Below are 26,221 nucleotides of genomic sequence, written 5' to 3'. Positions count from 1 at the left end.
TCAATTCTCCTTGCGAGTGGCGGGATTCCAGTCGTTCGCGCCCTGAAAGGCCGGAACGGAGACTGGCTTCATGTCCTTGAGGCGGCCCAGCAGCAGGTTGACGGTGGCGTCGAGTTGCTGGTCGGTGCCGCGTGCCAGCAGCCCCGGATCATTGTCGATCTCGATATCGGGCTTCACGCCCTCATTGCCCTCGGCCCATGCGCCGTTGGTCGTGTAGACGCGCTGGGGCGCGGGCGAGATGAAGCCGCCGTTGATCAATGGCAGCGACAGGCCGGGACCGATCAGGCCGCCCCAGGTGCGCGTGCCGATCAGCGGGCCGACCTTTGCGGTCTTGAACAACAGCGGGAAGCCGTCGCCGCCCGAATAGCTCCAGCCATTGGCGATCATCGCTTTGGGACCGCGGTGCGCGAGTTCGGGAAGCGGATAGTCGGTGCTGTTGCGGGCGCGGAAATAGACGAGCGGCGGACGGTTGAGCAGTTCGACCATCCGGTCGCCGAGCGCGCCGCCCGTGTTGAAGCGTTCGTCGATGACCAGCGCATCCTTGTCGACCTGCGACCGGTACTGGATCATCAGCTCGTTCTGGCCTTCGCCGCCGGTATTGGGGACGTAGATATAGCCGATGCGCCCGTTCGAGGCGGCGTCGACCTTGCGACGATTGTCCTCGACCCACGCGAGTTCGCGCAGCTTGCGCTCGCTCGCCAGCGTCTTGACCGTGACGATGCGGTCGGCGGCGCCGGCGCGCCCGATGGTCAGGCCGACCGCCTGATCGGCGAGGCCGGCGAGGGCGCTCCACGGATCGGGGCTTTCGCCGAGCGGCTTGCCGTTGACCGCGAGCAGCGTGTCGCCCTCGCGGACGTCGAGCGTCGCGTCGTCGAGCGGCGAGCGCACCTCAAAGGCGCGCGCGCCGGTGCGATAGATTTTGGCGATCCGGTATTGGCCGTTTTCGAGCGCGAAATCGACGCCGAGCAGCCCGACGTTGCGGGCATCGCCGCGCGGGCGCGGTGCGGTGGCCGAGGCATAGACATGGCCGCCGTTGAGTTCGCCCATCATCTCGCGAACGATGAAGGTCAGGTCGTCGTCGTTGGTGACGAAGGGGACGAGTGGCGCAAAGCGGGCGCGGACCTGTGCCCAGTCGGTCCCGTGGTTGCCGGGGTCGTAATAGAAATCGCGGCCATAGCGCCAGGTGTCGTTGAACATCTGTTGCGCTTCGGCGGCGGGATCGACGGTCGCGACGAGTTTGGCGCCGTCGAGTTTTGCCGGGCGGCCCTTGGCGGCATCGACCAGATAGAGCTGCGTGTCTGCGCGGGTCAGGATCTGGCGATCATTGGCATCGGCGAGCGACAGACCCTTTTCGGACTGCAGCACGCGCGCGGCGTCCTTGCCATAGTCATAGCGTTCGAGCTGGTTCGGGCCGGCTTCATCCTGTCGGACGAGGACATAGCCGCCGTCGACGGGGCGGATCGTCGCGAGCTGACCCGGTTTGGGCGACAGGATCTTCAGCCGGTTTTCGGCATGGTCGAGGTCGATCGCGACGCCGCTTTGCGCGGCGGGCATGCGCCAGCCCTTGTCGCCCGGTGACGCGGCTCCGGCCCGCAGCGGGATGACGCTCGCGACGGTGCCGCTGGTGTAGGTCCAGGTCGCGTCGAACGCCTGATCGCCGAAGGTCGGTGCGAATTTGCGGTGCGACAGGAGCAGCAGATAATGGCCGCTCGCCTCGAACATCGGGGCGAAATCATTATAGGCGCCCGACGTCAGCTGGTGCCGCTCGCCGGTGCTTGTGTCAAAGACGAAGACCGCATTGTTGCGATTGTCGAGCCCGCGGGCATAGGCGAGCCAGCGGCCGTCGGGCGACCAGGACGCGGTCGCATCGACCATGTCGTTGTGATAGCCCCACTTGCCCTGATCGACGCGGGTCCTGGTGCCGCTCGCGACATCGACGACCCACAAGACCTGTTCATGATCGAAAATCGCGATGCGCGCACCGTCGGGCGACCAGAAGGGATTGTAGCGCAGGCCCGCGCCGAAATCGGCAATCTTGCGCGCGCTGCCGTCGCCCGCGCTTCGCACATAGAGGGCATATTCGCCGTCGGCGTCGCTGACATAGGCGATGTCGCCGCGCGCATTGGCGCGGGGGAAGCGTTCGGCCTGACCCGAGGTCGCGCTGAGGTTGCGGGCGGATTTGCCGGCGTAAGCGAAAATATCGCCGCGGGCTTCGATCAGTACGCCTTTGGGGGAGAGCGCGGCACTGGTGAGGCGGTCGCCGACCGCGATTTCTTTCGGCGGCGTTGCGACGGTCGCGCGGTCGATGCGGACGTTGATCGTTGTCGAGCTGCCGATTGCCGGGTCGAAGATGGCTAGCCGGCCATCGGCTTCGTAGATGATGCGCGAGCCGTCGGACGCCGGGCGGCGGACGTCGGTGTCGACATAGGTGGTGACGGCAGTATCCGCCGCGCTCTTTTCGCCGAGGCGCCAGATGTTCGACCGTCCGGCTGCGTCGCGTTCGGACAGAAAATAGGTCTGCCCGCCGACGATCATCGGCATGGAGTCCGACGTGGGGTGGCTCGTCAGTTTCTGGGTTGCGCCGGTCGCGAAGTCGAAGCGCCAGATGTCGGGCGCGCGGCCGCCATAATAGCGCTTCCACGCCTCTTCCTGAAAATCGCGCTGATAGGTGAAGAGCAATGCGCCGCCGTCGGCGCTGTAAGTTGCGGTCTCGCCATAGGGCAGGGTAAGCCGTTCGGGCAGTCCGCCACCGACCGCGATGGTGTGGAGTTGGTCATAGGTCGCACGCGGGCTCGACATCGTCGAGGCGAAGAGCACGGCGTTGCCGTCGGGGCGCCAGCCGACGACCAGATCGGCGGCGGGATGATGCGTCACGCGGCGAGCGGGCGCGCTGCCGTCGACGGGGACGATATAGACGTCGGCATTGCCGTCGACCTTGGCAGTCAGCGCGATCGATTTGCCGTCGGGAGAGAAGCTGACGCGGCTGAGTTCGCTGCCCGGGACCGCGATGGTGCGCGCGTTGCTGCCGTCATCGTCGGCGACCCATAGGCGGTCGGCATAGATGAAGCCGATCTGCTTGCCGCTGATATCGGGATAGCGCATCAGGCGCGCCTCTTCGGCCGCAGGCTGCGCCGAAACACTCATCGCGACGGCCATTGCGGCCAGCCCGGCGATCAGTGGAACATTCCTGAATTTCATCGCCCGCGACCCTCCCGATGGCGGCGCCGGCATCGTCTTGATTGCGAGCCCGGACACCCCTAGCGCCACCAAATTAGGGGGCGGGGCATGGGTCACAATCAAATGCTGCTAAGGGGAGGTATGACCTGATCTAATCCGGCATGTTGGGGCGATGCCGGGCATAAGCGAGGCTCATGTTCACCCCTAATTTATCTCGTTTGTCGCATCTCGCGCCGTTCTCATAACTCAAGCGCATCCAGATGGGGCCGCGATTGGGCCAGCTGCAGGACCGATATGCGCAGCGCTGAAAAGCAGCTGCGATGCGGCCATGTGAGCGAGGCTTGAACCCTTTTCAGGCGGACCGGATGGGGTTTGGGAGGAATTATCAATGACATATGACAAATGTGGGACAGCGGCGCGCGTGCGCGGTTTTCGAATTCATGGCGTCCTGGGCGCCTCTATGCTGGCCCTTGCACTGGCGACGCCAGCAAGCGCGCAGGACGCCGCTGCGGCAGCGAGCGAGCAGGAAGCGGCTGCCGGGGAAGGTACAATCGTCGTAACGGCGCAGCGCAAGCTGCAGACCATCCTCGACGTGCCGGTCAGCGCGACGGTGTTTTCGTCGGAAACGCTGGAAGATCGCAACTATAGCGATGCCAAGGATTATTTGCTGCAGACCCCGAACGTGTCGTTCCAGCAGGGTGGCCGCAATGGCGCCCGCGAAATCGTGATCGCCATTCGTGGCATCTCCGATCTGAAGGGCAGCGAAAAAGTCCTGACGCAGAGCGCTTTCGCGACCTATATCGACGAATTCGCATCGGGTACGCTGGCTTCGGGGCAAGCCAACCCCAACATCTATGACGTCGAAGCGGTGGAAATTCTGCGCGGTCCGCAGGGCGTATTCTTCGGTCGCAACTCGGAAGGCGGCGCGATCAACATCCGCACCAAAAAACCGACCGAAGAATTCTATGGCCGCATCGATTTCGGCGTCGCGCGTTTCGACACCTATGAAATCGGCGGCGTCATCAACGGCAAGATCGCCGACGGATTGTCGGCGCGCGTGTCGGTCCAGGGATCGACGACCAAGGGCCCGCTGCGCAACCGCCATGCGGTCGGCGGTGGCACCGATGCCGACTATCTGAACGTCCGCGGTCAGCTGCGCTGGCAGCCCGACGATGCGACGACGGTCGATCTTCAGGTCAACCACACTATCGACAATTCAGGCATGCAGCCGAAGATCGGCAGCTGCATCGAGCAGGGCGCGTTCGGGCTTCCCTATAATCTCGCAACGCCGGAGCTTCTGGGCGGCATCGGCTGCTACAACCCCAATGGCGCGTTCACCGATTGGGTCGCAGCGGGCCCGGGCGGCACGCGTCCGCAGCTTGGCGGCCTCAATGCTTCGGATTTCCGCAACAACAAGGATTCGCTGTACCAGGACACCCGCGATTTCACGAACAATGCCACGACATTGGTGATTGGCCGCGTCTATCATGAGCTGGCCGACGTGATGTCGTTCACCACGGTTGCCGGCTACGCCGAATCCAGCCAGAATCAGATGCTCGACCTCGACCGTTCGGGCATCCGCGCCATCAATCGCGTGGGTACCTTCAGCACCAAGTCGCACAGCATCGAAGCGCGTTTTTCGTCGATTGGCGAAGACAATGCGATCGACTGGACCTTCGGCGGGATCGCCTACAAGGAAAAGTTGATGGCGACCAACGAGATCCAGATCGAAACGGTACTGGGTCCGTGGTTCCCCGGCGACAAGGCCAACGAGAATGTCATTCACAATTCGCTGAACGGCTGGGCGCTGTTCGCCAACGCCGAGTGGAATGTTTCCGAGAATCTGTCGCTGATTGTTGGCGGCCGTTACTCGTATGACAAGGGCACCAACAGCTGGTCCAACGTCTATGCTGCCTGCTCTCGTCGCCCGGTTGGCGCGCCGCTGGATACGTCGACCGTGGCCGACGGTAACGGGCCTTGCGAACTGACGCCTGAACAGGCGCTGCTCGCTGCGCAGGGGCAATTGCCTGTCGTGAACGGCATGATCACTGGCGGTCGTTACGAACAGCGCACGGGTCGTTATGCAACCGGATCGGCGCATGATTTCTCGCCGCGCATCGCGATCAACTGGAAACCCAACGACGATTCGTCGATCTATGCGAGCGTGTCGAAGGGCTACAAGCCCGCCGGCGGTCAGGCCAACCCTGACGGCGGTCTGGGTGGTTCGTCGTCGTTCGGTCGCGAAAAGCTGTGGAATTATGAAGTTGGCGGCAACGCCTATCTGCTCGACCGGCGCTTGCTGTTGCAGGGTGCGGTCTTTTACATGGACTGGAAGGATTATCAGTTCACCTCGCGCCAGACGCTTTGCGTACCCAAGGCCGGCGGCGACCTGATCATCGTCACCCCCGACCTCGACCTGTCAACCTGCTCGCGCCAGCTTCAGGCCGATTCGGTGACCAACCTGCCCAAAGCGCGGTCGAAGGGCTTTGAGCTTTCCGCGTCGGGACGCGTCACCAACAGCCTGACGATCAACGGCTCGCTTGGCTATCTTGATGCCAAGTACGTGCGCGGTGAAGGTTTGATCGGCGGCTCCTTGCAGCCGCTCGATGGCCTGCGCATCGGCAATGCGCCGCGCTGGACGGCATCGGCGAACATCGAGCAGCGTTTCCCGCTGCTGGGCGGTGATGCGGCGGTCGCTTTGAACTGGAGCTATCGCGGCAAGACCAGCCTGGGTGTCGTCGAGCAATCGTCGCTGTCTTTCCCGGCGGCGATCGACGCGATCAGCCTGTTCAACCTCCGCATCACGCAGGATTGGGGCAAGAACAAGCTGTCGATCAACGTCGATAACATCCTGGGCGAAGAATATTACACTGCGAGCGAAGGCTTCAGCTTCGTCGGACCGCAACTCACCTATAATCCGCGCACCTGGTCGGTGAAGTGGACAAGCGAGTTCTGATAAACTCCCGTCGATAGACAATCTCTCTCACTTGGCCCGCCTCGAAAGAGGCGGGCCATTTCTTTGCGCGCGGCGCGTCCTGTTCCTCCGCAATTAGCGCGGCGAATGGGTCGCATGAAATCTTCTCTCGGCAGGCCGCGCGGCTCTTTGGGTTAGAGCGTGGGAAAGCAGAGAGGATATCATGGCGCGCATCGACAAAATCGAAGTCGTAATCGCGGACATGCCGACGATCCGTCAGCATGTTCTGGCGATGGCGACGATGACCACCCAGACGGTCGTTCTTGTCTTTGTCCATCGCGACGACGGCATCGTCGGAGTCGGCGAAGCGACGACGATTGGCGGCCTCGCTTATGGCGACGAAAGTCCCGAAGGCGTGAAGCTCGCGATCGAAACCTATTTTGCGCCGCTGCTCGCGGGCGTCGATCCCGATTTCCCGGCGCAGGCGATGGCGCTGCTCGACCGGCATATCGTCGGCAACCGCTTTGCCAAATGCGCCATTGAGACCGCGCTGCTCGACGCATTGGGCCAGCGCAACGGCCTGCCGCTCTCGGAGTTTTTGGGCGGTCGCCGCTGCGATAGCCTGTCGGTTGCCTGGACGCTGGCAAGCGGCGTGACCGAGCGCGACATCGAAGAGGGCGAGGCCGTTCTGGCCGCACGCCGGCACAATATTTTCAAGCTCAAGATCGGCAAGCGCAGCGTCGCCGAGGATTGCGACCATGTCGCCGCGATCGCGCGGGCTTTCGAAGGCCGCGCCTCGGTCCGCGTCGACGTCAACCAATATTGGTCGCGCGCGCAGGCGGCCGATGGCATCGCGCGGCTGCAGGACGCCGGGGTGGTACTGATCGAACAGCCGATCGCGGGCGATGATATCGCCGGGATGCGTGCGCTGTGCGAGCGTTTCGATTGCGCGATCATGGCCGACGAGGCGCTGACCGGACCGGCGAGCGCGTGGCGTTATGCGACCGAAGGTGCGGCCGACGTCTTCTCGATCAAGATTGCCCAGTCGGGCGGGCTGACGGCGGCAGGCAAGGTCTGCGCGATCGCCGGGGCGGCGCATATCGCGCTTTATGGCGGCACGATGCTCGAAGGCGGGGTCGGGACCGCTGCGTCGGCGCATGCTTTCGCGGCGGCTGGTGCGATGGAGTGGGGGACCGAGCTGTTCGGCCCGCTGCTGCTTGCTGACGAAATTCTCGAAGAGCCGCTGATTTACCGCGATTTCGCGCTGCAGGTGCCGACAGGCCCCGGCCTTGGCGTGCGCGTCGACCGCGATGCGCTCGCCCGCTTCGCACGAAATTGAAAAAGAGGAGAGACGATATGCTGTTCATGGTCGAAATGACGGTCAACGTGCCGCACGACGTCGACAACGCGTCATTTGACGCATTGAAGGCGACCGAAAAGGCGCGCGCCGAAGAATTGCAGCGCGCGGGCACGTGGCGCCACCTTTGGCGGGTCGCCGGGCAATATGCGAACGTCAGCATCTTTGACGTCGCCGATGCTGGCGAGCTGCACGACATCATGATGAGCCTGCCGCTCTACCCCTTCATGGACGTCCACGTCACGGCGCTGTGCCGCCACCCCTCGGCCATCGCTGCCGACTGATCCGATACATAGCGGGAGCCAAGAATATGACCGATATCGTGAAATCCGAAGCCGTCCAGGCGCTTCTCGACCGCGCCGCCGGGGTTGACGAAGCGGGCGGAAGTTTGCGGCTCAAGCCGATCCTGCGTGAGGTGCTGGAAGCGCTGATGGTGATCATCGAACGCCATGACATCAGCGAAGATGAATTCTGGCAGGCGGCCGATTTCCTCGGTCGTGCGACGCCCGAACTGGGCCTGATCGTTCCGGGGCTGGGTATCGAGCATTTCATCGACCTGCATCTCGATGCCAAGGATGCCGCCGCAGGGCGCAGCGGCGGGACGCCGCGCACGATCGAGGGGCCGCTCTATGTTGCGGGCGCGCCGTTGGTTGATGGCGACCTGACCTCGACCAACGACGTCAATCTGACGACCGACCCCGACGATACCGACGAGTTGACGATGTCGGGACGGATCAGCGGCCCCGACGGCGAGCCGGTCAACGGCGCGGTGCTCCACGTCTGGCACGCCAATTCGAAGGGCTTTTATTCGCATTTCGATCCCACCGGCGAGCAGTCGCCGTATAACAACCGCCGCCGGATCCAGCTGGGCAACGACGGGCGTTACTCCTTCCATTCGAAAATGCCGTGCGGTTACAGCGTCCCGCCGCAGGGGCCGACCGATCAGCTGATGCAGATGCTTGGCCGCCACGGTGACCGGCCCGCGCATGTTCATTTCTTCATCGAGGCGCCGGGTTACCGGACGCTGACGACCCAGATCAACTTTGGCGATGATCCGCACGCGCATGATGACTTCGCCTTCGGGACGCGTGAGGGCCTGTTACCGGTTCCCGACCGCAGCAGCGGCAATCCGGTCATCCTGTTCGATTTCGTGCTGCAGCGCGCGGAATCGACCGACGAAGAAGCCTTTTCGGCCCGGCCGCGCGCATCGGTATGAGCAAGGTCTTTTCCTCGGCGGCGGAAGCGCTCGATGGGCTGTTGTTCGACGGCATGACGATCATGTCGGGCGGTTTTGGCCTGGTTGGCAATCCCGAAAATCTGATCGCGGCGATCCGCCAGCATGGCGTTCGCGACCTGACCGTGATTTCGAACAATTGCGGGGCGGAGGGTTTCGGCCTCTACAGCCTGCTCGCCAATGGCCAGATCCGCAAAATGATCTCCTCCTATATCGGCGAGAACAAGCTGTTCGAGACGCTGTATCTGGAAGGCAAACTCGAGCTGGAACTCAACCCGCAGGGGACGCTCGCCGAGCGGATCCGCGCGGGTGGGGCGGGCATTCCGGCCTTCTATACCGCGACCGGCGTCGGCACCGTGGTCGCCGAGGGCAAGCCGACCGAGGAGTTCGACGGCAAAACCTATATTCGCGAACGCTGGCTGCGCGCCGACCTGTCGATCGTGCGCGCCTGGAAGGGCGACACGCAGGGCAATCTGCAATTCCGCAAGACCGCGCGTAATTTCAACCCGCCGATGGCGGCCGCTGGCGCGGTCACGATCGCCGAGGTCGAGGAAGTGGTCGAGCCCGGGGCGCTGAACCCCGACATGATCCACACGCCGGGCATTTATGTCGGCCGCGTCGTGCAGGGTGCGCATTATGACCGCCGGATCGAGAAGCTGACGGTGCGGAAGCGCGACGCATGAGTGCGCATTTTCAGGCCGATGATGGCTGCGCCATCGCCTATGACTATCGCCCGGTCGCGGGGCGGCCCGTGCTCGTCCTCTCGCCGTCGCTCGGCACGACGATGGATTTGTTCGAGCCGCAGGTCGAGGCGCTGAGCGATCGTTTCTCGATCCTCCGCTATGACCCGCGCGGCCATGGCGCGTCGGATGTTCCTGCTGGCGGCTATTCGCTCGACCGGCTGGGGCGCGATGTCGTCGAACTGCTCGATCATCTGAGCGTCGAGCGCGCGCATTTCGCCGGGGTTTCGCTGGGCGGGATGGTCGGGCAATGGCTCGGCTATCGCGCGCCCGAACGGCTGAGCCGCCTGGTCCTCGCCAACACGTCGGCCTATATGGGGCCGCCTGCGGGCTGGGCTAGCCGCATCGCGGCGGTGTCGGCGCACGGCATGGCGGCGCTGACCGATGCCGTGATCGAACGCTGGTTCACCCCCGAATTCCAGAGCGCGCATCCGGTGCGCGTCGACCATGCGCGCGCGATGCTGCTCGCGACGGATCCGCAGGGCTATGCCGGTTGCAGCGCGGCGATCCGCGACATGGACCTGCGGCCCACTGCGGCGTGCATCGCCGTTCCGGCGCTGGTCATCGGCGGCCTTAGCGACCCCGCGACACCGCCCGTACATGCGCGCTTTCTGGCTGAAACCATCAGCGGCGCGCGGCTGGTCGAGCTGGAGGCGGCGCATCTCGCCAATCTGGAACAGCCCTTCGCTTTCAACGCGGCGGTTGCGGACTTTCTGGAGGAAGCAGCATGACCGACTTGCGCACCGATTTCCTCGAGGGGATGAGCCGCGCCGCGGCGACGGTGAATATCATCACGACCGCGGGACCGGCGGGCCGCGCCGGGCTGACGGTGTCGGCGATGACCTCTGTCTCGGCCGACACCCCCAAGCCGACGCTGCTGATCTGCATCAACGCGAGCAGCGTCGGCGGCGCCGCGATCATCGAAAACGGCGTCTTCGCGGTCAATGTGCTGGGCGAAATGCAGGCTGGGGTGTCCGACGTGTTCGCCGGACGCTCGGGCGAGCAGGGCGACGCCAAATTCGGCTGCGCGAACTGGCGGGCAGGGGAGACGGGCGCGCCGATGCTCGACGGGGCGCTGGTCTCGTTCGACTGTCGCATCACCGCACACCGCCAGGTCGGCACGCATCATGTCGTCTTTGGCGAGGTTGAGGCGGTTCGCTTCGCCGATGCGGGGCGGCCGTTGATCTATGCCCAGCGTAGCTACGCCGTGCCCGCCGAACTGCTCGGCTGAGCGCGTCCGAATTAGGCGGGCTAATCCGTAGAGGCAGTTTGTTTCAATTGTCCCGGCGGCGCCAATTGCCGAAAAACCAACACGACAGGGAGAGCCGCGGACCCACGAAAATATGGGCTTCGCGCGCAACCGACAATCGAACGGGATTGAAAGAAACCATGACAAAAATGACTGGTGCCGAGGCACTTCTTACCCAGATTCAAGCCAATGGCGTGGACACCATCTTTGGTCTCCCCGGCGGCCAGCTCGATTATTTCTTCGACGCCATGTACAATGCGGGCGACAAGATCCGCCTGTTCTGCACGCGGCACGAACAGGGCGCCGCTTATATGGCGTTCGGCTATGCGCGTTCGACCGGCAAGACCGGTGTTTACACCGTCGTTCCGGGCCCCGGCGTGCTCAACAGCACCGCTGCGCTCTGCTCGGCCTATGCGACGAACGCCCCCGTCATGTGCCTGACCGGCCAGATCCCGACCGCGGGCTTGGGCAAGGGCATCGGCTATCTGCACGAACTGCCCGACCAGCTCGCGACGATGCGCACGCTGACCAAGTGGGCCGACCGCGCGATGACGCCCGAAGCGGCGCCCGAACTGGTCAATGAAGGCTTCCGCCAGATGCTGGGTGGGCGTCAGCGTCCGATCAGCCTCGAAATGCCGATGGACATCATGGCGGCGACCAGCGACGTTCAGGCGCTGCCCGCCGCGGTGATCCCCGCTGGCCCGGCTCTCGATCAGGATGCGATCAACGCCGCCGCGAAGTTGCTGGCCGGTGCGAAGCGTCCGCTGATCATCGCTGGCGGCGGTTCGCTTGCCGCGGGCGCCGATGTCGAACGCCTTGCCGAATTCCTGCAGGCGCCGGTCGTCTCGTTCCGCAGCGGCCGCGGCATCGTCAGCGATCGCAGCCATTTGTCGCAGATGTTCCCCGCCGGCAACGACCTGTGGAAAACCGCCGATGTCATCATCGGGCTCGGTTCGCGCATGGAGCAGCAATATCTTTACTGGGGCATCGGTCCCGACATGAAGATCATCCGCATCGACATCGACAGCGATGAATTCGACCGCATCAAGACTCCCGATGTGCGCGTTCACGCCGATGCCGCCGACGCGGTCCCGGCGCTGATCGAAGCGCTCGAACGCATCACCACCCCGGCGGCCTCGCGTGAGGAAGAGCTGATGGGCGTCAAACAGCGCGTCCGCGGCGAAATCGCGGCGACGGTGCAGCCGCAATTCGACTATCTCGACGCGATCCGCCGCGCGCTTCCCGACGACGGCCTGTTCGTCGACGAGATCACCCAGTGCGGTTACGCGTCGTGGTACACTTTGCCGGTCTATGCCCCGCGCACGCTGATCAACTGCGGCTATCAGGGCACGCTCGGCTATGGCTATGCGACGGCGCTGGGCGTCCAGGCAGCGCATCCCGACAAGGCAGTCGTGAATATCGTCGGCGACGGCGGCTTCATGTTCACCGCCAATGAAATGGCGACCGCGGCGCAGTATAATCTGCCGCTTGTCACCATCCTGTTCAACAACAACAAGTTCCAGAACGTCCAGCGTCAGCAGAAGGAATGGTTCGGTGGCCGCCTGATCGCGTCGGACCTCACCAACCCTGACTTCGTCAAATATGCTGAAAGCTTTGGCATTCGCGGCGAGCGTGTCCACAATCCCGCCGACCTCGAATGCGCCGTCAAGGCCGCGCTGGAACGCCGCCAGCCAGCGCTGATCGAAGTGCCGACGCCCGATATGGCGTCGCCATGGCCCTTCATCATCCGCAAGCCGGTCTTCGAACAGCAGGGATGACAGGCAGATGAGCGTAGAAACTTCGGACCGCATCAAGCCCGTCCCGACCGCCGGCGTGGCCAGCCTTGCCCCCTATCAGCAAGGCAAGCAGGCGATCGCCGGCGTTGCCGACCCGCTGAAGCTGTCGTCGAATGAATCGATGGCAGGCCCCAGCCCCAAGGCAATCGACGCCTATCGCAATATGGCGGGCAAGCTGGCGCTGTATCCCGACGGGTCGCAGCGCGCATTGCGCGAGACGCTGGCCGAGGTTCACGGGCTCAATGCCGATGGCATTGTGTGCGGCAACGGGTCGGAGGAGCTGATCCAGCTCCTCATCCGCGCCTTTGTCACCTCGGGCGACGACGTTGTGCTGAGCCAGTACAGCTTTGCGATGGCATTCATCCACGCGACCGCACAAGGCGCGCGGCTGATCGTCGCCGACGAGCCCGATCTGCGCCCCGACGTCGACCTCATTCTGGCCGCGGTCACCCCCGCGACCAAGATGGTGATCGTCGCGAGCCCGAACAATCCGGTCGGCCAATATCTGCCGGCGCGCGAACTGGCGCGGCTCGTCGAAAGCTTGCCCGATGACGTCATCCTGCTGCTCGACGGTGCCTATGCCGATTATGTCGACGCCGATGATTTCGACGCGGGCGAGGGCTATGTCGAGGCACGCGACAATGTCGTGGTCACGCGGACCTTCTCGAAGCTCTACGGGCTTGCCGGTCTGCGGATCGGCTGGATGTACGCCCCGGCGGGGATCGTCGACGCGGTGCAGCGTATCCGCACGCCGTTCAACGGCAATGCGGCGGCGCTCGCAGCAGCCGAAGCCGCCGCTCGCGACACCGACTATGCCGATGCGATCCGGCAGGAAAATAATATCGAACTGTCGCGCATCGCCGCGGCGTTCGCTGGCAGCGGGATCGAGTTCATCCCGTCGTCCGCCAACTTCTATCTGCTCCGTTTTTCCGGGGCGGACCATGATGCGGCGGGGGCGGGGGCTTTCCTCGAAGCCGACGGGATCATCCCGCGTCCGGTCCATGCCGGCGGTCCTGCCGGTTGTCTGCGGATCACCGTCGGGCGGCCGCACCAGAATGATCGCGTGATTGCATCGCTTCTCGCCTACATGCAGGGATAATTGCATATGCACCAGCTATCTGCGCCCACCTCCGCCTATCTGGGTTCGACCCAGAGCTTCCTTGTCGACGGGAAATGGATCGGGGGGCAGGCTGGGGAGCGGCTCGCCTGTTTCGACCCGGCGACCGCGGTGCAGATTGGCGAGGCGCAGATGGCGACCGCCGCCGACGTCGACGCGGCGGTGCAAAGCGCGCGCCGGTCGTTCGACGACCGACGCTGGCGCGGCAAGACGCCCGCCGAGCGGCAGGCGATCCTGCTGAAAATCGCCGACCTGATGATGCGCGATGTGCAGATTTTGGCCGAACTCGAAACCGTCAACGGCGGCAAGCTTTATGGCAGCGCGCTGCACGGCGAAGTGCCGCACGCGGCCGAAACTTTCCGCTATTATGCCGGCTGGGTGACCAAGATCGGCGGCCAGCTGTTCGAACCGTCGGTTCCCGGGCGCCAATATCATGGTTTCGTGCGCGAAGACCCTGTCGGGGTCGCGGCGCTGATCATGCCGTGGAACGGCGCGGTGGTGTCGGCGGCGTGGAAGCTCGCCCCGGCGCTTGCCGCGGGTTGTTCGTGCATATTGAAGCCCGCCGAACTGACGCCGCTGTCGACGCTCTACCTTGGCCAGCTGTTGCTGGAAGCGGGCGTGCCCGATGGCGTCGTCAACATCCTTCCCGGTGCCGGGCGCGATGTCGGATCAGCGCTGGTGCGTCACCCCGGCGTTTCCAAAGTCTCCTTCACCGGATCGACCGGGGTCGGGCGGCAGCTGATCGCCGACAGCGCGCATAATATCACGCGCCTGTCGCTCGAACTCGGCGGCAAGTCGCCTTTCATCGTCTTTGCCGACGCCGACCTCGATGTTGCCATCCCGTCAGCGGCGGATGCGATCTTCTCGAATGCCGGGCAGGTTTGCGTCGCCGGGTCGCGCATCTATGCCCAGCGCGCGATCTTCGATCAGGTCGTCGAGGGCGTGACGGCGATCGCCCGTTCCTACCAGCTTGGCCCCGGCCTCGACCCCGCCAGCACGATGGGCCCGCTGATCAGCGCGGCGCATCGCGGCCGTGTCGGCGCGATGGTCGAACAGGCGCGCTCGGATGGCGCCGACATCGTCACCGGTGGGGAAATGGTCGGCGAGCGTGGGCATTTCTACGCGCCCACGGTCGTCGTCGGTGCGGCGCAGGATAGCGCGATCATTCAGGAAGAGGTTTTCGGGCCGGTCGTCACCGTGACGCCGTTCGACACCGACGCCGATGCCTTGGCGCTCGCCAACGACAGCAGCTACGGCCTTGCCGCCAGCATCTGGACGCGCGACGCCGCGCGCGGATTGCGACTGGCGGGCGAAGTCGAGGCCGGGATCATCTGGATCAACGACCATGGCATTCCCGAACTGGCGATGCCGATCGGCGGGGTGAAGCGTTCGGGGATCGGCCGCGAGCACGGCCTTGTCGGGCTTCAGGCCTTCACCGAGCAGCGATCGGTCATGCTTCGTCTGTGACGTCCGGCTTTCCCAGCGTTTCGACCTCGTCCATCAGCCAATAGGAAAAGGCCTTCACCGCTGCGGTGTCGGCATCTTCGTTGCGGCAGACGATATAATAGCTCTGGTCCGACGGCATCACTTCCTTGAACGGTCGGACCAGCTCGCCCTTTTCGAGCGCGTCGGCGACGAGCGCCCCGCGGCCGAGCGCAAAGCCGTTGCCCGCGATGCTCGCCTGCGTGACCAGATGCGAATGGCTGAAGCCAAAGCCGCGGCGCATGTTCACCGACGTCACGCCGAAATGCGCGAGGAAATGCTGCCAGTCGATCGACATGACGTCGTGGAGCAGTTCGAACCGCGCGAGGTCGGCGAGTTCGGTCGGCGGTTCGGTCCCTTCGAATAGCGAGGGGCTGCAGACCGGGAAAATATCTTCCTTCAGAAATTCATAGACGTGCATGCCCGGCCAATGGCCCTGACCATAGCGGATTTCGACGTCGGCATCGCCCGCGGTCAGCGCATCTTCCTCGATCGGCCGCGCGACGAAACGCAGGTCGATGTCGGGGAAGCGCTGATGGAAATTGGTGAGGCGCGGGAGGATCCACGCGCTCGCAAAACTGTCGAGCACCGCGATATTGAGCGATTGCCGGTCGTCGCCCGCAGCGACGTCGGCGGTGATGTCGGCCATGGTGTCAAAGGCGCTGGTGAGCGGCCCGACCAGCCGCTCGCCAGCTTCGGTCAATTTGAGCGACCGATTCAGCCGCCGGAACAGTGACTGACCGAACCATTCCTCGAGCGCGCGGATCTGATGACTGACCGCGGCCTGCGTCACGCACAGTTCCTCGGCGGCGCGGGTGAAGCTCAGATGGCGTGCGGCGCATTCGAACACGCGCAGCGCGAGCAGGGGAGGAAGCTTTCTCGGCATGATTTTCCCGATCATGAGGGGAGCTAATTGCCCCGATAATAAACGGCCATTTGTCAGCGCACGGGCCGACCCATAGGCATGGAATTCCTCATACACAAAGCGGTCGGAGCATCCATGAAAATCACCAATGCCAGCGTCATTATCACTTGCCCCGGACGCAATTTCGTCACGCTGAAAATCGAAACCGACGAGGGCGTCTACGGGATCGGCGACGCCACCCTGAACGGTCGCGAACTCGCCGTCGCTTCCTATCTGACCGACCATGTCATTCCGTGCCTGATCGGGCGCGATGCGCACCGGATCGAGGATATCTGGCAGTATCTGTATCGCGGTGCCTATTGGCGTCGCGGGCCGATCACGATGTGTGCGATCGCGGCGGTCGATACGGCGTTGTGGGATATCAAGGCGAAGGCGGCGAATATGCCGCTGTACCAACTGCTCGGCGGCAAGAGCCGTGAATCGGTGATGGTCTATGGCCACGCCAACGGCCGCGATATCGAAGAAACCTGTGACGAGGTCGCGAAATATATCGACATGGGTTACAAGGCGATCCGCGCCCAGTCCGGCATTCCGGGCCTTGCCTCGACCTATGGCGTCGCCAAGGACAAAATGTATTATGAGCCGGCCGACGCCGCGCTGCCGACCGAGAATATCTGGTCGACCGAAAAATATCTCGATCACACGCCCAAGCTGTTCGAGGAATTGCGCACGCGCTTCGGCTTTGACCATCATCTCCTTCACGACGTGCATCATCGCCTGACGCCGATCGAGGCGGGGCGCCTTGGCAAGTCGCTGGAGCCTTACCGCCTGTTCTGGATGGAAGATGCGACCCCGGCCGAAAATCAGGAGGCGTTCCGCCTGATCCGCCAGCACACCGTCACGCCGCTCGCGGTCGGAGAGATTTTCAACACGATCTGGGACTGCAAGGACCTGATCCAGAACCAGCTGATCGATTATATCCGCGCGACCGTCGTCCATGCCGGCGGCATCACGCATTTAAAGCGGATCGCCGACCTCGCGGCGCTGTATCAGGTTCGCACTGGCTGCCACGGCGCGACTGACCTGTCACCGGTGTGCATGGGCGCGGCGCTGCACTTCGACATTTCGGTGCCCAATTTCGGCGTGCAGGAATATATGCGCCACACCGAGGAAACCGATGCGGTGTTCCCGCACGCCTATACGTTCGACAAGGGCACGCTCTATCCGGGCGACGTCCCGGGGCATGGCGTCGACATCGATGAGGCGCTGGCGGCGAAATATCCGTATCAGCCCGCCTATCTGCCCGTGAACCGGCTCGAGGACGGGACGCTCTGGCATTGGTAAGCCCGGGCCTCGCCCAACATCCCGCCCGGTCATGACCGGGCGGGCGCTCAGCGGCAATCGCCGCCTGCGGTTCGCGATGTTCGGCGCGCTCTATGCTGCGCAGGGCATCCCCGACGCGATGGTGCTGATCGTCTTTCCCGCCTTTCTGGCGGCGCATGGCGCGAGCATTTCGGTGATCGGCGTGTTTCTGGCGACCGCGATGCTGCCCAATGCCGCCAAGCTGGTCGTCGGGCCGCTGATCGACCGCATCGCCTTCCTGCCGATGGGGCGGCGCAAGCCGTGGCTGATGCTGGGACAAATCGGCATCGCCGCGAGCTTTGCGACGCTGGCGCTGCTGGACGATCCGGTGAAGCATATCGCGCTGTTCACCGCGGGCGCCTTCGCGATCACGCTGGCGACGGTGTTTCAGGACGTCGCGACCGACGCGACCGCGATGGACCTGATCCCCCCGAGCGAGCAGGGGCGCGCGAACGGCATCATGTGGGGTGCCAAGACGCTGGGAACCGCGGGGGCGGCGAGTGTCGGCGCCTGGATACTGACGGTGTTCGGGTTCGCCGCGATGACTGCGACCGCCACCGCGGCACTGCTGGCGGTTTTCGGCCTTGTCGCGCTGGTGCGCGAGCGTCCGGGCGAGCGGCTGTTGCCGTGGACGCGTGGCACCGCCTCGGCCGATGCCGCGGCTGAGCGGTCGGACAAATGGCTGGCGATCCTGCGCCAGCTGTTCGGGGCGTTGCGCCAGCCCGCCGCGATGCGGCTGGTGCTGCTGTCGCTGACGATCGGGCTGCTCGTCGGGATGACGGGCGCGCTGGCGCCGGTGCTGATGGTCAAGCAGCTCGGTTGGGCGCAGGCCGATTATGCGCAATATCGATCGATGCTGAAGCTGGCGTCGGGGGTCGCGGGGATGCTGGTCGGCGGCTATGCGATCGACCGCCTCGGCCATCGGCGGGTGCTGGTCGCGACCTTGTCGATGATCGCGCTCGCGAACCTGCTGCTCGCGCTATTCACGGGGCAGGCGGGGGCGACCGCCTATTTCATCGCCTATGAAATGCTGATCGTCTTCACCTTCATCACCTTTTTCGCCGCGACGATGAGCCAGTGCAGTCGCGCGATCGCGGCGACGCAATTTTCCTTCACGATGGTCTGCGGCAATATTACCATGTCGCTCGGCGCCGCACTGATGGGACCGGTGATGGCGGCGGGCGGGGCGACGGCGATGTTGATTGCGATTGCGGCTGTGGCGCTGTTCGGGGCCGGGGTGATGGTCGGGTGGCGCCCCGAAACGGCCAAGCTGTCGCTATAATTTCGTCAGCTGATAAATGGTCTGAATCGCCGGTGCTGGACAACAGCGGGGGCGAGGTGCTGCTGCGCGCCTCGCCCCCCCCCCCGCCGCATTCGTTACCAGGGCTTGTTGAGCCCGGTGCGTTGGCGCCGTTCCTCCCACGCATTTCCGCTGCGGGCGGCGGCCCGGCGGAAAGGCGCAAGGGGCAGCGCGAGGAGGAACAGCCAGACCGAGGGGCTGGTGAGCAGCGCGCCGACCGAACGCAGCGCGTCCTGCGGCGTGACCGTGACCTTGGTCTCAATCGTGCTGTCGGCGCTGCTCTCGATCACCAGGTCGCGCCCGGCGCGCGCGATGCGGCCGATGGAAAAATCGATATCGGCCAGCGAACTGATTACGCGCATCGCGATTCTCCCTGTCAGTCGCGCTTGAGCGTGCCAATGTCCTGCGCCGCCTTGACGCGGCGCTCGTGCTGGTTCGCCATATCATCGACGGTCATGCCGGCGGGCGGGGTGAACTGGCCGCGGCCATAAAGGTCACGGAACACTTCCTTCACCGGACCCATTTTGTCGGCCAGCGTGCGCGGCGGACGGCCGCTCGGGAACTGGTTCGCCGGATAGATCGGGTTTTCGTAGATCTGGCGGAAGCCTTCGGTGCGGACGTCGACCCAGGTGTTGTGGTTGCAACGCGAACGATGCTCGCGCAGCCCTTCGATGTCGATGGTGACGCCGAGAACCTGTTCCTGCGGATAGGGCGCGTGGCGCATCATCATGCCGGTATAGTCGATACCGAAGCTGCCGCCGGGGCAGAAAGCCTTCGGATAGAAATCATAATCGACGGTGCCCCAGTTCGAACCCAGCACATAGGCCATATTGTCGTGCGCACGGGTGCGGCGGGTGAATTCCCAGAAATCCCAGGGAGCCGAAACGCCCTCGACCTCTTGCAGCGCGACCGGGTGGCAGATGACTTCGACGCCATTATAGCCCAGCGCGCGCGACACTTCGGGGGTGCAGCCGTCGTGGCAGGTCATCGTGCCGAGCTTGCCGATTTCGGTGTCGATCACCGGGAAAAGCTGGCTGATGTCGCCGCCGAAGACTTCGCGATATTCGTCGAAAATGTCGTGCGGGCTGGTGCCGAGGCCGATCGAGGCCGGGATGTGCCACTTGTGATATTTCAGCACGACGTCGCCCGACGGGCCGATGATGAAGGCGGTGTTGAACCAGCGATCGGGGAATTCGGGGACCTGTTCGATTACGCCGCCGCCAGCGATATACATGCCATATTCGCGGGCCTTGTCACCCAGGCGCTGCATTTCGGGGCCATCGAGGGTGATGGCCTTTTTCATGAAGCCGTCGATGCCATGCTCGCCCTTGCCCGGCGTGGTCACGCCCTGCATGAAATATTCGGGGAAGACGGCGAGCTTCGCCGGAAGTTCCCAGAAATAACCGACGCCAAAGTCGATCATGTTGAGCGCGCGATCGAGATTCTTGGTGATCCCGTCGCGGTCCTCTGCGACGTGAACGTGCGGCTGCATCACCAGCGCGGTATATTTGTCGATCTTTTTCGAAACCGTCATTTGCTGTTCCTTTGCCTGAAAAAATTACCAGAAGTCGGCGGGCTCGATGCCCATGTCGTCGAGCATCACGCGGGCCGTGATCGTGCCGGCGGCCGAGATGCCGCCACCGGGGTGGCAGTGCGGGCCGGTCATGTAGAGGTCGCGAACCGGCGCCCGATAATGGGCGTAGCCGGGGAAGGGGCGGAACGAACCGAGCTGCGCCGCGATGCGTTCGCCGCCGTTGGTCGTGCCATCGACGAAACTGGGGTTGGCGTCCTCCAGCGTGTGGCGATGCTGGACGTGCATGCCCAAGATCGTCTTTTCGTTGATGTTGGGCGCATATTGCTGAAGCTTGGGGATCAGCACATTGCGGGCATAATCCTCGCCAATATCGTCCCACGTCTGCCCATCGGCGAGCCAGTTGGAGACATAGGTGTCGACGATCAGCGTATGCTTGCCTTCGGGCGCGCGCGTCGGATCGAGCTTGGTCCAGCAGGCGGACCAGAGGAAGGGGTCGCTGGGCGGCTTGCCGGTCGCGAGTTCGGCGTAGAAATTGATCATCTGCTCCATCGAATCGACGATCCGGTGGAAGGGCGCGGCGCTCATATCGACGCCGTTGAGAAACTCGGGCGCTTCCGACAGCGCAAGCTGCGCGCGGCAGATGCTGATCTTGCCGAAGGAAAAGCCGCGAACCATCTTGGCGAAACCGGGTTCGAGATGCTCTTCACCGACAAATTTCAGGAAGGTCTGCTTGGGTTCGAGCGCCGACACCACCGCACGCCGCGAGCGGATAACGCGGCCATCTTCGAGCCGGACGCCGGCAGCGCGCTCATTCTCGATCAGGATTTCGGCGATCGGCGCTTCGCGGAGCACGGTGCCGCCCTTGGACTTGATATAGCGCGCCATCGCGTTCGGCAGCTCGGCGCTGCCGCCTTCGGGGATCGCCTGACCATAATAATGGATCGCGGGGATCATGATGTAGAAGGACTGGCCGGCGCCTTCCTGATCGGGAAGGATCTGCGGCGCGAGCGCCCAGTTGAGCATGACTGCCTTGACGAAATCATTCTCGAAATTCGCTTCGACCCACGCGCGCGCCGACATCGAGAATTCGCGCAGGCGGCGAAGGCCGGCCTCGCTCGTCTCGAGCGCGCTGGCGAGCGCCGACGGGGCGGCGGGGGGAGAGAAGAAGGCCTTGATGAAGCCTTCGCGGACCTGTTCGAAATCGGCATAGACGCCGCGATAGCGGTCGGCGTCGGCCTGCGAATAGGCGGCGATCGAGGCGCAGGTCTTTTCGATCGACTTATAAATGACGATGCCGGGGCCGCCGTTCTTGTCGGGATGGCCGGTGATATGGTCGGTGGGCTCGATATATTTGAGCCCCATTTTTTCCAGCTCGGGGCGGATTTCCTGAAAATCGGGATTACACTGGATCCAGACGTGCGACGATCCGTAAAGATCGTGCTTGAAACCGGGCAGGGTCACTTCGCGCGTCACTGCGCCGCCGCCGACCCACGGGTTGCGCTCGACGACGCACACATGCAGTCCCTTGCGCGCCAGCGTCGCGGCACAGGCCAGGCCATTCACGCCGCCGCCTGCGATCACAACGTCAAATTCCGTTTCCGCCATCTTATTGCCTCATCCGTTTTGGTCCCTGTTGGGGTCGCCTCGACGGTAGGGCAGCGATGGTGGCCTGAAAAATTAGGCTCACTCACGGGGGCGATTAGCAATTGTCATCCGAAGTTTTCGACGTGCCGCCCTATGAAAGTGGCGGATGCGGCGGCAAGAGACCGCCTTCAAGGAAAGGGCCTGGATGTCGACGGTATTGATCAGTGGTGCATCGCGCGGACTGGGTTTGGCGCTGGCCGGCGCCTTCAGGGACAGCGGCGCTTCGGTGTTTTCGGGCACGCGCGACCTCGCAGGTCCGAAGGATGTCGAACTGAACGTCCGGTCGATCCCCAGCTGCGAAGAGGCGGTTCGTCAGGTCGTCGCGGCTGATGGCGGCATCGATATTTTGATCAACAATGCGGGCGTCCACCTTGCCGGCGCGGTCGCGTCGCTCGATCAGGATACGTTCAAGGAAACGCTCGACATTAACCTGCTCGGCGCCTGGCGCCTGACCAAGGCGGCGGTGCCGCATATGCGTCGCGGCGGGACGATCGCCATGATCTCCTCACTGTCCGGCCTCGTCGGATTGCCCGACGACGGTGCTTATGCCGCCAGCAAATTCGCACTCGAAGGCCTGAGCCAAAGCCTCGCCGCCGAACTCGCGCCGCTGGGCATTCGTGTGCTGGTTTTCGAACCCGGACGGGTCGCAACCGAATTTGCCGGGGTGACCGATGGTCTCGCCCCCGAAATCGCCGCGCAGGAGATCGCCGATACGATCTTGCGCGGCGACGCGCCCTTCCGCAATCCGATCGGCGTCGACGCCGTCCGAGTCTTTGAGGCACTGGGCGCCGATCGCGGCGAACGGTCCGAGGCGATGGTGCGTCAGGTCACGGGCAGCGACTGGCAGCCGCGACTGGGCGAATAAACCGACAATATTGGGACAAGGGTGAGGCGATATGGCGTTGATCGCATCGGATAATCATGCAGCACTGTTGACCGTTCTGCTGGCACTGGTCTGTATCGGCCTGTGGAGCGAACGGAACCGGATCGCCTCGAAGATCCCGGCAGTCGTCTGGGTGCTGGGCGGCGGGGTCTTGCTGTCCAACTTTGGGCTGATTCCGCATCAGGCGCCCGCCTATGATTTTATCGGCGGGGTAATCATGCCGATTGCCATTCCGCTGCTGCTGTTCAAGGCGACCTTCACCCGCATTCTGGGCGAAAGCGGTCGGGTGTTGCCGCTGTTTTTCATCGGCGCTGTCGGTGTGTGCGTCGGCGCTGTCATCGCCAACAGCCTGATCGACCTTGGCCAATATGGCCCGCACATCGCCGCGACCTATGCCGCCGCCTGGATCGGCGGGATGACCGACATGGTCGCGATGGCCGAGATTACCAATTTGCCGCCCGACGTGTTCGCTGTCGCGGTCAGCGCCAGCGCGCCGGTCAGCATTATCGGGCTGATGATCCTCGTCTCGCTGCCCAATATCGGGTGGGTGCGGCGTCCGCTTCCTTCGGCCATCTGCGATGCGCAGACCGAAGCGACCGCGACGACCGAGGAGGTTCGGCCCGCACTCGACCTCGTCCACATCAGCTTCGCGCTCGCGCTCAGCGCCGCGATCTGCTGGGTCAGCACCTGGATCGCCAATGCGACCGGCTTTGGCCACTACAGCCTGTTCATCGTCACCCTGATCGGCGTTGCCATCGCGAATATCTTCCCGGGTCCGATGCGCGCGCTGAAGGGCGATTTCGATCTGGGCATGTTCATCATGTATATTTTCTTCGCGATGATCGGCGCGACCACCGACATGACGGCGTTCGTGACGTCGGCGCCGGTCTATTTCGTCTTCGGAATGATCATCATCCTCGTCCATGTCGCGATCGTGCTGGTGGCCGCGCGCCTGCTCAAGTCCGACCTTGCCGAGGCGATCATCGGTTCGGGAGCGAATATCGTCGGCGCCGCTGCTGCGGCGGGGATTGCAACGTCGAAGGGCTGGAAGTCGCTGGTCACCCCGGCAATCGCAACGGGCATGCTCGGCAAGGCGATCGCCAATTTCTTTGGCGTCGCGGTGTTCCAGCTGTTGAGCTGACCGACAGGCCCGCGCCTCAGGCGAGCTTGATGAAGCTGTCGAGAACGCGCTTGGACCCGGCCTGTTCGAACTCGACTTCGAGCTTGTTGCCATCGATGTCGGTGACCGCGCCGTAACCGAACTTCTCGTGGAACACGCGCATCCCGACCGCGATGTCGCTTCGTGCCTTGGCGCCGATCGAGGCGGCACGGCCGCCTTCGGTCGGGGCGGGAGCGCGGGTGACGGTTGAGGATTTGACCGCCGCGCGCTGCCACGCCGGGCCGCGTGTCATCGTGCGGGTCGCGTTACGCTCGGCAACTTGCGCGAAGGGATCACTTTGCGCCGACCAGTTAGCGCGCCACATGCTGGCGCCGCCGCCAAAGCTGTTTTCGCTGTCGACATGTTCGGGCGGAATTTCGCCGATGAAGCGGCTGGGGATGCTGCTCATCCACTGGCCGTAAATGCGGCGGTTCGCGGCGTGATAGATGGTCGCGCGCTGGCGGGCGCGGGTGATCGCGACATAGGCGAGGCGACGTTCTTCCTCGAGGCTGGCGGTGCCGCCTTCGTCCATCGAGCGCTGCGACGGGAAGACGCCATCCTCCCAGCCGGCCAGGAAGACATGATCGAACTCCAGCCCTTTGGCGGCGTGGATCGTCATGATGGTGACGGTTTCGGTCGTGTCGTTCTGGTCGCGGTCCATCACGAGGCTGACATGTTCGAGGAATTCCTCGAGCGTTTCATATTCCTCCATCGCGCGGACGAGTTCGGAGAGATTTTCGAGGCGCCCCGCGGCCTCGACGCTGCGATCGGCCTGGAGCATCGCGGTATAGCCCGACTCGTCGAGGATCAGCTGGGTCAGTTCGGGATGCGAGAGCTGGTTCGCCTTGGTCTGCCAGCCACGCACCTGCGCGACGAAATTCGCGAGCTGGCGGCGGGCCTGCGGGGTCAGCTCGTCGGTTTCGATGAGGCGCGCGGCGGCGTGGAGCAATGACGCCTGTTCGTGGCGCGCATATTGGTGGATGCGCTGGAGCGCCTTGTCGCCGAGGCCGCGCTTCGGCGTGTTGACGATGCGTTCGAAGGCGAGATCGTCGGCGGCCGAGTTGACGAGGCGAAGATAGGCAAGCGCGTCGCGGATTTCGGCGCGTTCGTAGAAGCGGAAACCACCGACGATGCGGTATGGCATTCCGATCGCGATAAAGCGGTCCTCGAACTCGCGTGTCTGAAACTGCGCGCGGACGAGGATTGCGGCGCGGTCGAGCGAGGTGCGCTGACGCTGGAGGCTTTCGAGCTCTTCGCCGATCCGCCGCGCTTCCTCTGGCCCGTCCCACACGCCGACGACGCGCAATTTGTCGCCCGGTTCGAGGTCGGTCCACAGCGTCTTGCCGAGACGGCCGCTGTTCTGCGCGATCAATGCCGAGGCGGCGGCGAGGATCTGCGGGGTCGAGCGGTAATTTTGTTCGAGGCGGATCACCGTCGCGCCAGGGAAGTCCTTTTCAAAGCGCAATATGTTCGCGACCTCGGCGCCACGCCAGGAATAGATCGACTGGTCGTCATCGCCGACGCAGCAGATATTCTTGCGCTGCTGGGCGAGCAGGCGCAGCCAGAGATACTGGCTGGCGTTGGTGTCCTGATATTCGTCGACGAGGATATATTTGAAGCGTTCCTGATATTGCTCCAGCACGTCGCGGTGATTTTTGAGGATCACCAGCATGTGGAGCAGCAGGTCGCCGAAATCGCAGGCGTTGAGCGTCTTCAGCCGCGCCTGATAGAGCGCGTAGAAATGCTGGCCCTTGCCGTCGGCATAGGCTTCCTTGTCGCCGGCATCGAGGTCGGCGGGCACGAGGCCGCGGTTTTTCCATTTGTCGATCAGCCCGGCGAGCTGGCGCGCGGGCCAGCGCTTCTCGTCGAGCCCTTCGGCCTGGATCAGCTGTTTGAGGACGCGGAGCTGGTCGTCGGTGTCGAGGATGGCGAAATTGCTTTGCAACCCGACCAGTTCGGCGTGGCGGCGTAGCATCTTGGCGCAAATGCTGTGGAAGGTGCCAAGCCAGGGCATCCCTTCGACGACGTCACCGACCATGCGGCCGATGCGCTCGCGCATCTCGCGCGCCGCCTTGTTGGTGAAGGTCACGGCAAGGATTTCGGACGGCCAGGCGCGTCGCGTCGCCATGATATGCGCAAGCCGCGCAGTGAGCGCCGCGGTCTTGCCGGTGCCGGCGCCCGCGAGCATCAGCACCGGGCCTTCGGTGGTGAGCACCGCCTGCCGCTGCGGCCCGTTGAGGCCTTGCAGATAGGGCGGGTCCGAGGGACCGGGGGGAGGCAGATCAGGCGGCGAGGTGGGGAGGCTGTTCACGCGCGAACGATTAGGGAACAGCGGCGGGGCTGTCCAGTGGGGTGAGGGGGATGGTCGTCATCTCACCCTTCGCTTTCTCCTCCCCGCACAAGCGGGA

At 64.0% G+C, this 26,221-nt stretch carries 20 protein-coding genes; 14 read left to right on the top strand and 6 right to left on the bottom strand.

Annotation, left to right across the window (positions count from 1 at the left end):
* Positions 1–3,198 carry a S41 family peptidase gene (locus AC1RRJ_RS07470; RefSeq protein ID WP_493121118.1) on the bottom strand — a complete coding sequence of 1,066 codons (3,198 nt, stop codon included), beginning with the start codon at positions 3,196–3,198 and terminating at the stop codon, positions 1–3.
* A gap of 439 nt (positions 3,199–3,637) precedes the next feature.
* Between AC1RRJ_RS07470 and AC1RRJ_RS07465 the strand changes: the two genes are divergently transcribed.
* The 10 genes from AC1RRJ_RS07465 (at position 3,638) to AC1RRJ_RS07420 (ending at position 15,051) form a co-directional block, all read left to right on the top strand.
* A complete protein-coding gene (locus AC1RRJ_RS07465; protein WP_493121117.1) occupies positions 3,638–6,133 on the top strand; it encodes a TonB-dependent receptor in 2,496 nt (831 codons plus the stop codon).
* A gap of 181 nt (positions 6,134–6,314) precedes the next feature.
* Positions 6,315–7,430, top strand: a complete 1,116-nt coding sequence (locus AC1RRJ_RS07460) for a muconate/chloromuconate family cycloisomerase (protein ID WP_493121116.1) — start codon at positions 6,315–6,317, stop codon at positions 7,428–7,430.
* 17 nt (positions 7,431–7,447) lie between these two features.
* On the top strand, positions 7,448–7,732 hold the full coding sequence (gene catC / locus AC1RRJ_RS07455; protein ID WP_493121115.1) for a muconolactone Delta-isomerase: 285 nt from the start codon (positions 7,448–7,450) through the stop codon (positions 7,730–7,732).
* Positions 7,733–7,758: 26 nt separating this feature from the next.
* Positions 7,759–8,664: a dioxygenase family protein gene (locus AC1RRJ_RS07450; RefSeq protein ID WP_493121114.1), complete on the top strand. Its 906-nt coding sequence runs from the start codon at positions 7,759–7,761 to the stop codon at positions 8,662–8,664.
* Positions 8,661–9,365, top strand: coding sequence for a CoA transferase subunit A (locus AC1RRJ_RS07445; RefSeq protein ID WP_493121113.1), 705 nt, complete (start codon positions 8,661–8,663; stop codon positions 9,363–9,365). The genes AC1RRJ_RS07450 and AC1RRJ_RS07445 overlap by 4 nt, the downstream gene beginning before the upstream one ends.
* A complete protein-coding gene (gene pcaD, locus AC1RRJ_RS07440) occupies positions 9,362–10,153 on the top strand; it encodes a 3-oxoadipate enol-lactonase (protein ID WP_493121112.1) in 792 nt (263 codons plus the stop codon). Before AC1RRJ_RS07445 ends, pcaD begins: the two co-directional genes overlap by 4 nt.
* A complete protein-coding gene (locus AC1RRJ_RS07435) occupies positions 10,150–10,653 on the top strand; it encodes a flavin reductase family protein (RefSeq protein WP_493121111.1) in 504 nt (167 codons plus the stop codon). Before pcaD ends, AC1RRJ_RS07435 begins: the two co-directional genes overlap by 4 nt.
* Before the next feature lie 158 nt (positions 10,654–10,811).
* A complete protein-coding gene (locus AC1RRJ_RS07430) occupies positions 10,812–12,449 on the top strand; it encodes a thiamine pyrophosphate-dependent enzyme (RefSeq protein WP_493121110.1) in 1,638 nt (545 codons plus the stop codon).
* A 7-nt stretch (positions 12,450–12,456) separates the two neighbouring features.
* A complete protein-coding gene (locus AC1RRJ_RS07425) occupies positions 12,457–13,566 on the top strand; it encodes a pyridoxal phosphate-dependent aminotransferase (RefSeq protein WP_493121109.1) in 1,110 nt (369 codons plus the stop codon).
* A gap of 6 nt (positions 13,567–13,572) precedes the next feature.
* Positions 13,573–15,051, top strand: a complete 1,479-nt coding sequence (locus AC1RRJ_RS07420; protein ID WP_493121108.1) for an aldehyde dehydrogenase family protein — start codon at positions 13,573–13,575, stop codon at positions 15,049–15,051.
* On the opposite strand, the gene gcvA is transcribed toward AC1RRJ_RS07420, so the two are convergent.
* Positions 15,035–15,967 carry a transcriptional regulator GcvA gene (gene gcvA, locus AC1RRJ_RS07415; RefSeq protein WP_493121107.1) on the bottom strand — a complete coding sequence of 311 codons (933 nt, stop codon included), beginning with the start codon at positions 15,965–15,967 and terminating at the stop codon, positions 15,035–15,037. The genes AC1RRJ_RS07420 and gcvA overlap by 17 nt on opposite strands.
* Positions 15,968–16,066: 99 nt before the next feature.
* On the opposite strand from gcvA, the gene manD reads away from it, so the two are divergent.
* Together manD and AC1RRJ_RS07405 are read left to right on the top strand one after the other, a co-directional pair.
* Positions 16,067–17,275, top strand: coding sequence for a D-mannonate dehydratase ManD (gene manD, locus AC1RRJ_RS07410; RefSeq protein ID WP_493121106.1), 1,209 nt, complete (start codon positions 16,067–16,069; stop codon positions 17,273–17,275).
* A 31-nt stretch (positions 17,276–17,306) separates the two neighbouring features.
* Entirely contained in the window at positions 17,307–18,575 is a 1,269-nt protein-coding gene (locus AC1RRJ_RS07405; RefSeq protein ID WP_493121105.1) for an MFS transporter, read from the top strand.
* Between the two features lie 95 nt (positions 18,576–18,670).
* On the opposite strand, the gene AC1RRJ_RS07400 is transcribed toward AC1RRJ_RS07405, so the two are convergent.
* The 3 genes from AC1RRJ_RS07400 to AC1RRJ_RS07390 are packed head-to-tail and all read right to left on the bottom strand — an operon-like array spanning position 18,671 to position 21,732.
* Positions 18,671–18,955: a hypothetical protein gene (locus AC1RRJ_RS07400; protein ID WP_493121104.1), complete on the bottom strand. Its 285-nt coding sequence runs from the start codon at positions 18,953–18,955 to the stop codon at positions 18,671–18,673.
* Positions 18,956–18,969: 14 nt separating this feature from the next.
* Positions 18,970–20,127, bottom strand: coding sequence for a nitrilase-related carbon-nitrogen hydrolase (locus AC1RRJ_RS07395; protein ID WP_493121103.1), 1,158 nt, complete (start codon positions 20,125–20,127; stop codon positions 18,970–18,972).
* A gap of 24 nt (positions 20,128–20,151) precedes the next feature.
* Positions 20,152–21,732: a phytoene desaturase family protein gene (locus AC1RRJ_RS07390; protein ID WP_493121102.1), complete on the bottom strand. Its 1,581-nt coding sequence runs from the start codon at positions 21,730–21,732 to the stop codon at positions 20,152–20,154.
* Positions 21,733–21,916: 184 nt separating this feature from the next.
* Here AC1RRJ_RS07390 and AC1RRJ_RS07385 point away from each other — a divergent pair, with 184 nt between their 5' ends.
* Both AC1RRJ_RS07385 and AC1RRJ_RS07380 read left to right on the top strand, forming a co-directional pair.
* Positions 21,917–22,636, top strand: coding sequence for an SDR family NAD(P)-dependent oxidoreductase (locus tag AC1RRJ_RS07385; protein ID WP_493121101.1), 720 nt, complete (start codon positions 21,917–21,919; stop codon positions 22,634–22,636).
* A gap of 31 nt (positions 22,637–22,667) precedes the next feature.
* Positions 22,668–23,795 carry a DUF819 family protein gene (locus AC1RRJ_RS07380; protein ID WP_493121100.1) on the top strand — a complete coding sequence of 376 codons (1,128 nt, stop codon included), beginning with the start codon at positions 22,668–22,670 and terminating at the stop codon, positions 23,793–23,795.
* A gap of 16 nt (positions 23,796–23,811) precedes the next feature.
* On the opposite strand, the gene AC1RRJ_RS07375 is transcribed toward AC1RRJ_RS07380, so the two are convergent.
* Positions 23,812–26,124 (bottom strand): ATP-dependent helicase, encoded by a 2,313-nt coding sequence (locus tag AC1RRJ_RS07375; protein ID WP_493121099.1) that lies wholly within the window; start codon positions 26,122–26,124, stop codon positions 23,812–23,814.
* Between the last annotated feature and the right edge of the window lie 97 nt (positions 26,125–26,221).

It is taken from the genome of Sphingopyxis sp. GW821-FHT12C06 (assembly GCF_058807415.1).
This window is presented reverse-complemented; position numbering and strand designations above follow the sequence as displayed.

Coding starts and splice junctions, on each gene's coding strand:
- AC1RRJ_RS07470 (WP_493121118.1), bottom strand. CDS start 3,198: ATGAAATTCAGGAATGTTCCACTGATCGCCGGGCTGGCCGCAATGGCC.
- AC1RRJ_RS07465 (WP_493121117.1), top strand. CDS start 3,638: ATGCTGGCCCTTGCACTGGCGACGCCAGCAAGCGCGCAGGACGCCGCT.
- AC1RRJ_RS07460 (WP_493121116.1), top strand. CDS start 6,315: ATGGCGCGCATCGACAAAATCGAAGTCGTAATCGCGGACATGCCGACG.
- catC (WP_493121115.1), top strand. CDS start 7,448: ATGCTGTTCATGGTCGAAATGACGGTCAACGTGCCGCACGACGTCGAC.
- AC1RRJ_RS07450 (WP_493121114.1), top strand. CDS start 7,759: ATGACCGATATCGTGAAATCCGAAGCCGTCCAGGCGCTTCTCGACCGC.
- AC1RRJ_RS07445 (WP_493121113.1), top strand. CDS start 8,661: ATGAGCAAGGTCTTTTCCTCGGCGGCGGAAGCGCTCGATGGGCTGTTG.
- pcaD (WP_493121112.1), top strand. CDS start 9,362: ATGAGTGCGCATTTTCAGGCCGATGATGGCTGCGCCATCGCCTATGAC.
- AC1RRJ_RS07435 (WP_493121111.1), top strand. CDS start 10,150: ATGACCGACTTGCGCACCGATTTCCTCGAGGGGATGAGCCGCGCCGCG.
- AC1RRJ_RS07430 (WP_493121110.1), top strand. CDS start 10,812: ATGACAAAAATGACTGGTGCCGAGGCACTTCTTACCCAGATTCAAGCC.
- AC1RRJ_RS07425 (WP_493121109.1), top strand. CDS start 12,457: ATGAGCGTAGAAACTTCGGACCGCATCAAGCCCGTCCCGACCGCCGGC.
- AC1RRJ_RS07420 (WP_493121108.1), top strand. CDS start 13,573: ATGCACCAGCTATCTGCGCCCACCTCCGCCTATCTGGGTTCGACCCAG.
- gcvA (WP_493121107.1), bottom strand. CDS start 15,967: ATGATCGGGAAAATCATGCCGAGAAAGCTTCCTCCCCTGCTCGCGCTG.
- manD (WP_493121106.1), top strand. CDS start 16,067: ATGAAAATCACCAATGCCAGCGTCATTATCACTTGCCCCGGACGCAAT.
- AC1RRJ_RS07405 (WP_493121105.1), top strand. CDS start 17,307: ATGACCGGGCGGGCGCTCAGCGGCAATCGCCGCCTGCGGTTCGCGATG.
- AC1RRJ_RS07400 (WP_493121104.1), bottom strand. CDS start 18,955: ATGCGCGTAATCAGTTCGCTGGCCGATATCGATTTTTCCATCGGCCGC.
- AC1RRJ_RS07395 (WP_493121103.1), bottom strand. CDS start 20,127: ATGACGGTTTCGAAAAAGATCGACAAATATACCGCGCTGGTGATGCAG.
- AC1RRJ_RS07390 (WP_493121102.1), bottom strand. CDS start 21,732: ATGGCGGAAACGGAATTTGACGTTGTGATCGCAGGCGGCGGCGTGAAT.
- AC1RRJ_RS07385 (WP_493121101.1), top strand. CDS start 21,917: ATGTCGACGGTATTGATCAGTGGTGCATCGCGCGGACTGGGTTTGGCG.
- AC1RRJ_RS07380 (WP_493121100.1), top strand. CDS start 22,668: ATGGCGTTGATCGCATCGGATAATCATGCAGCACTGTTGACCGTTCTG.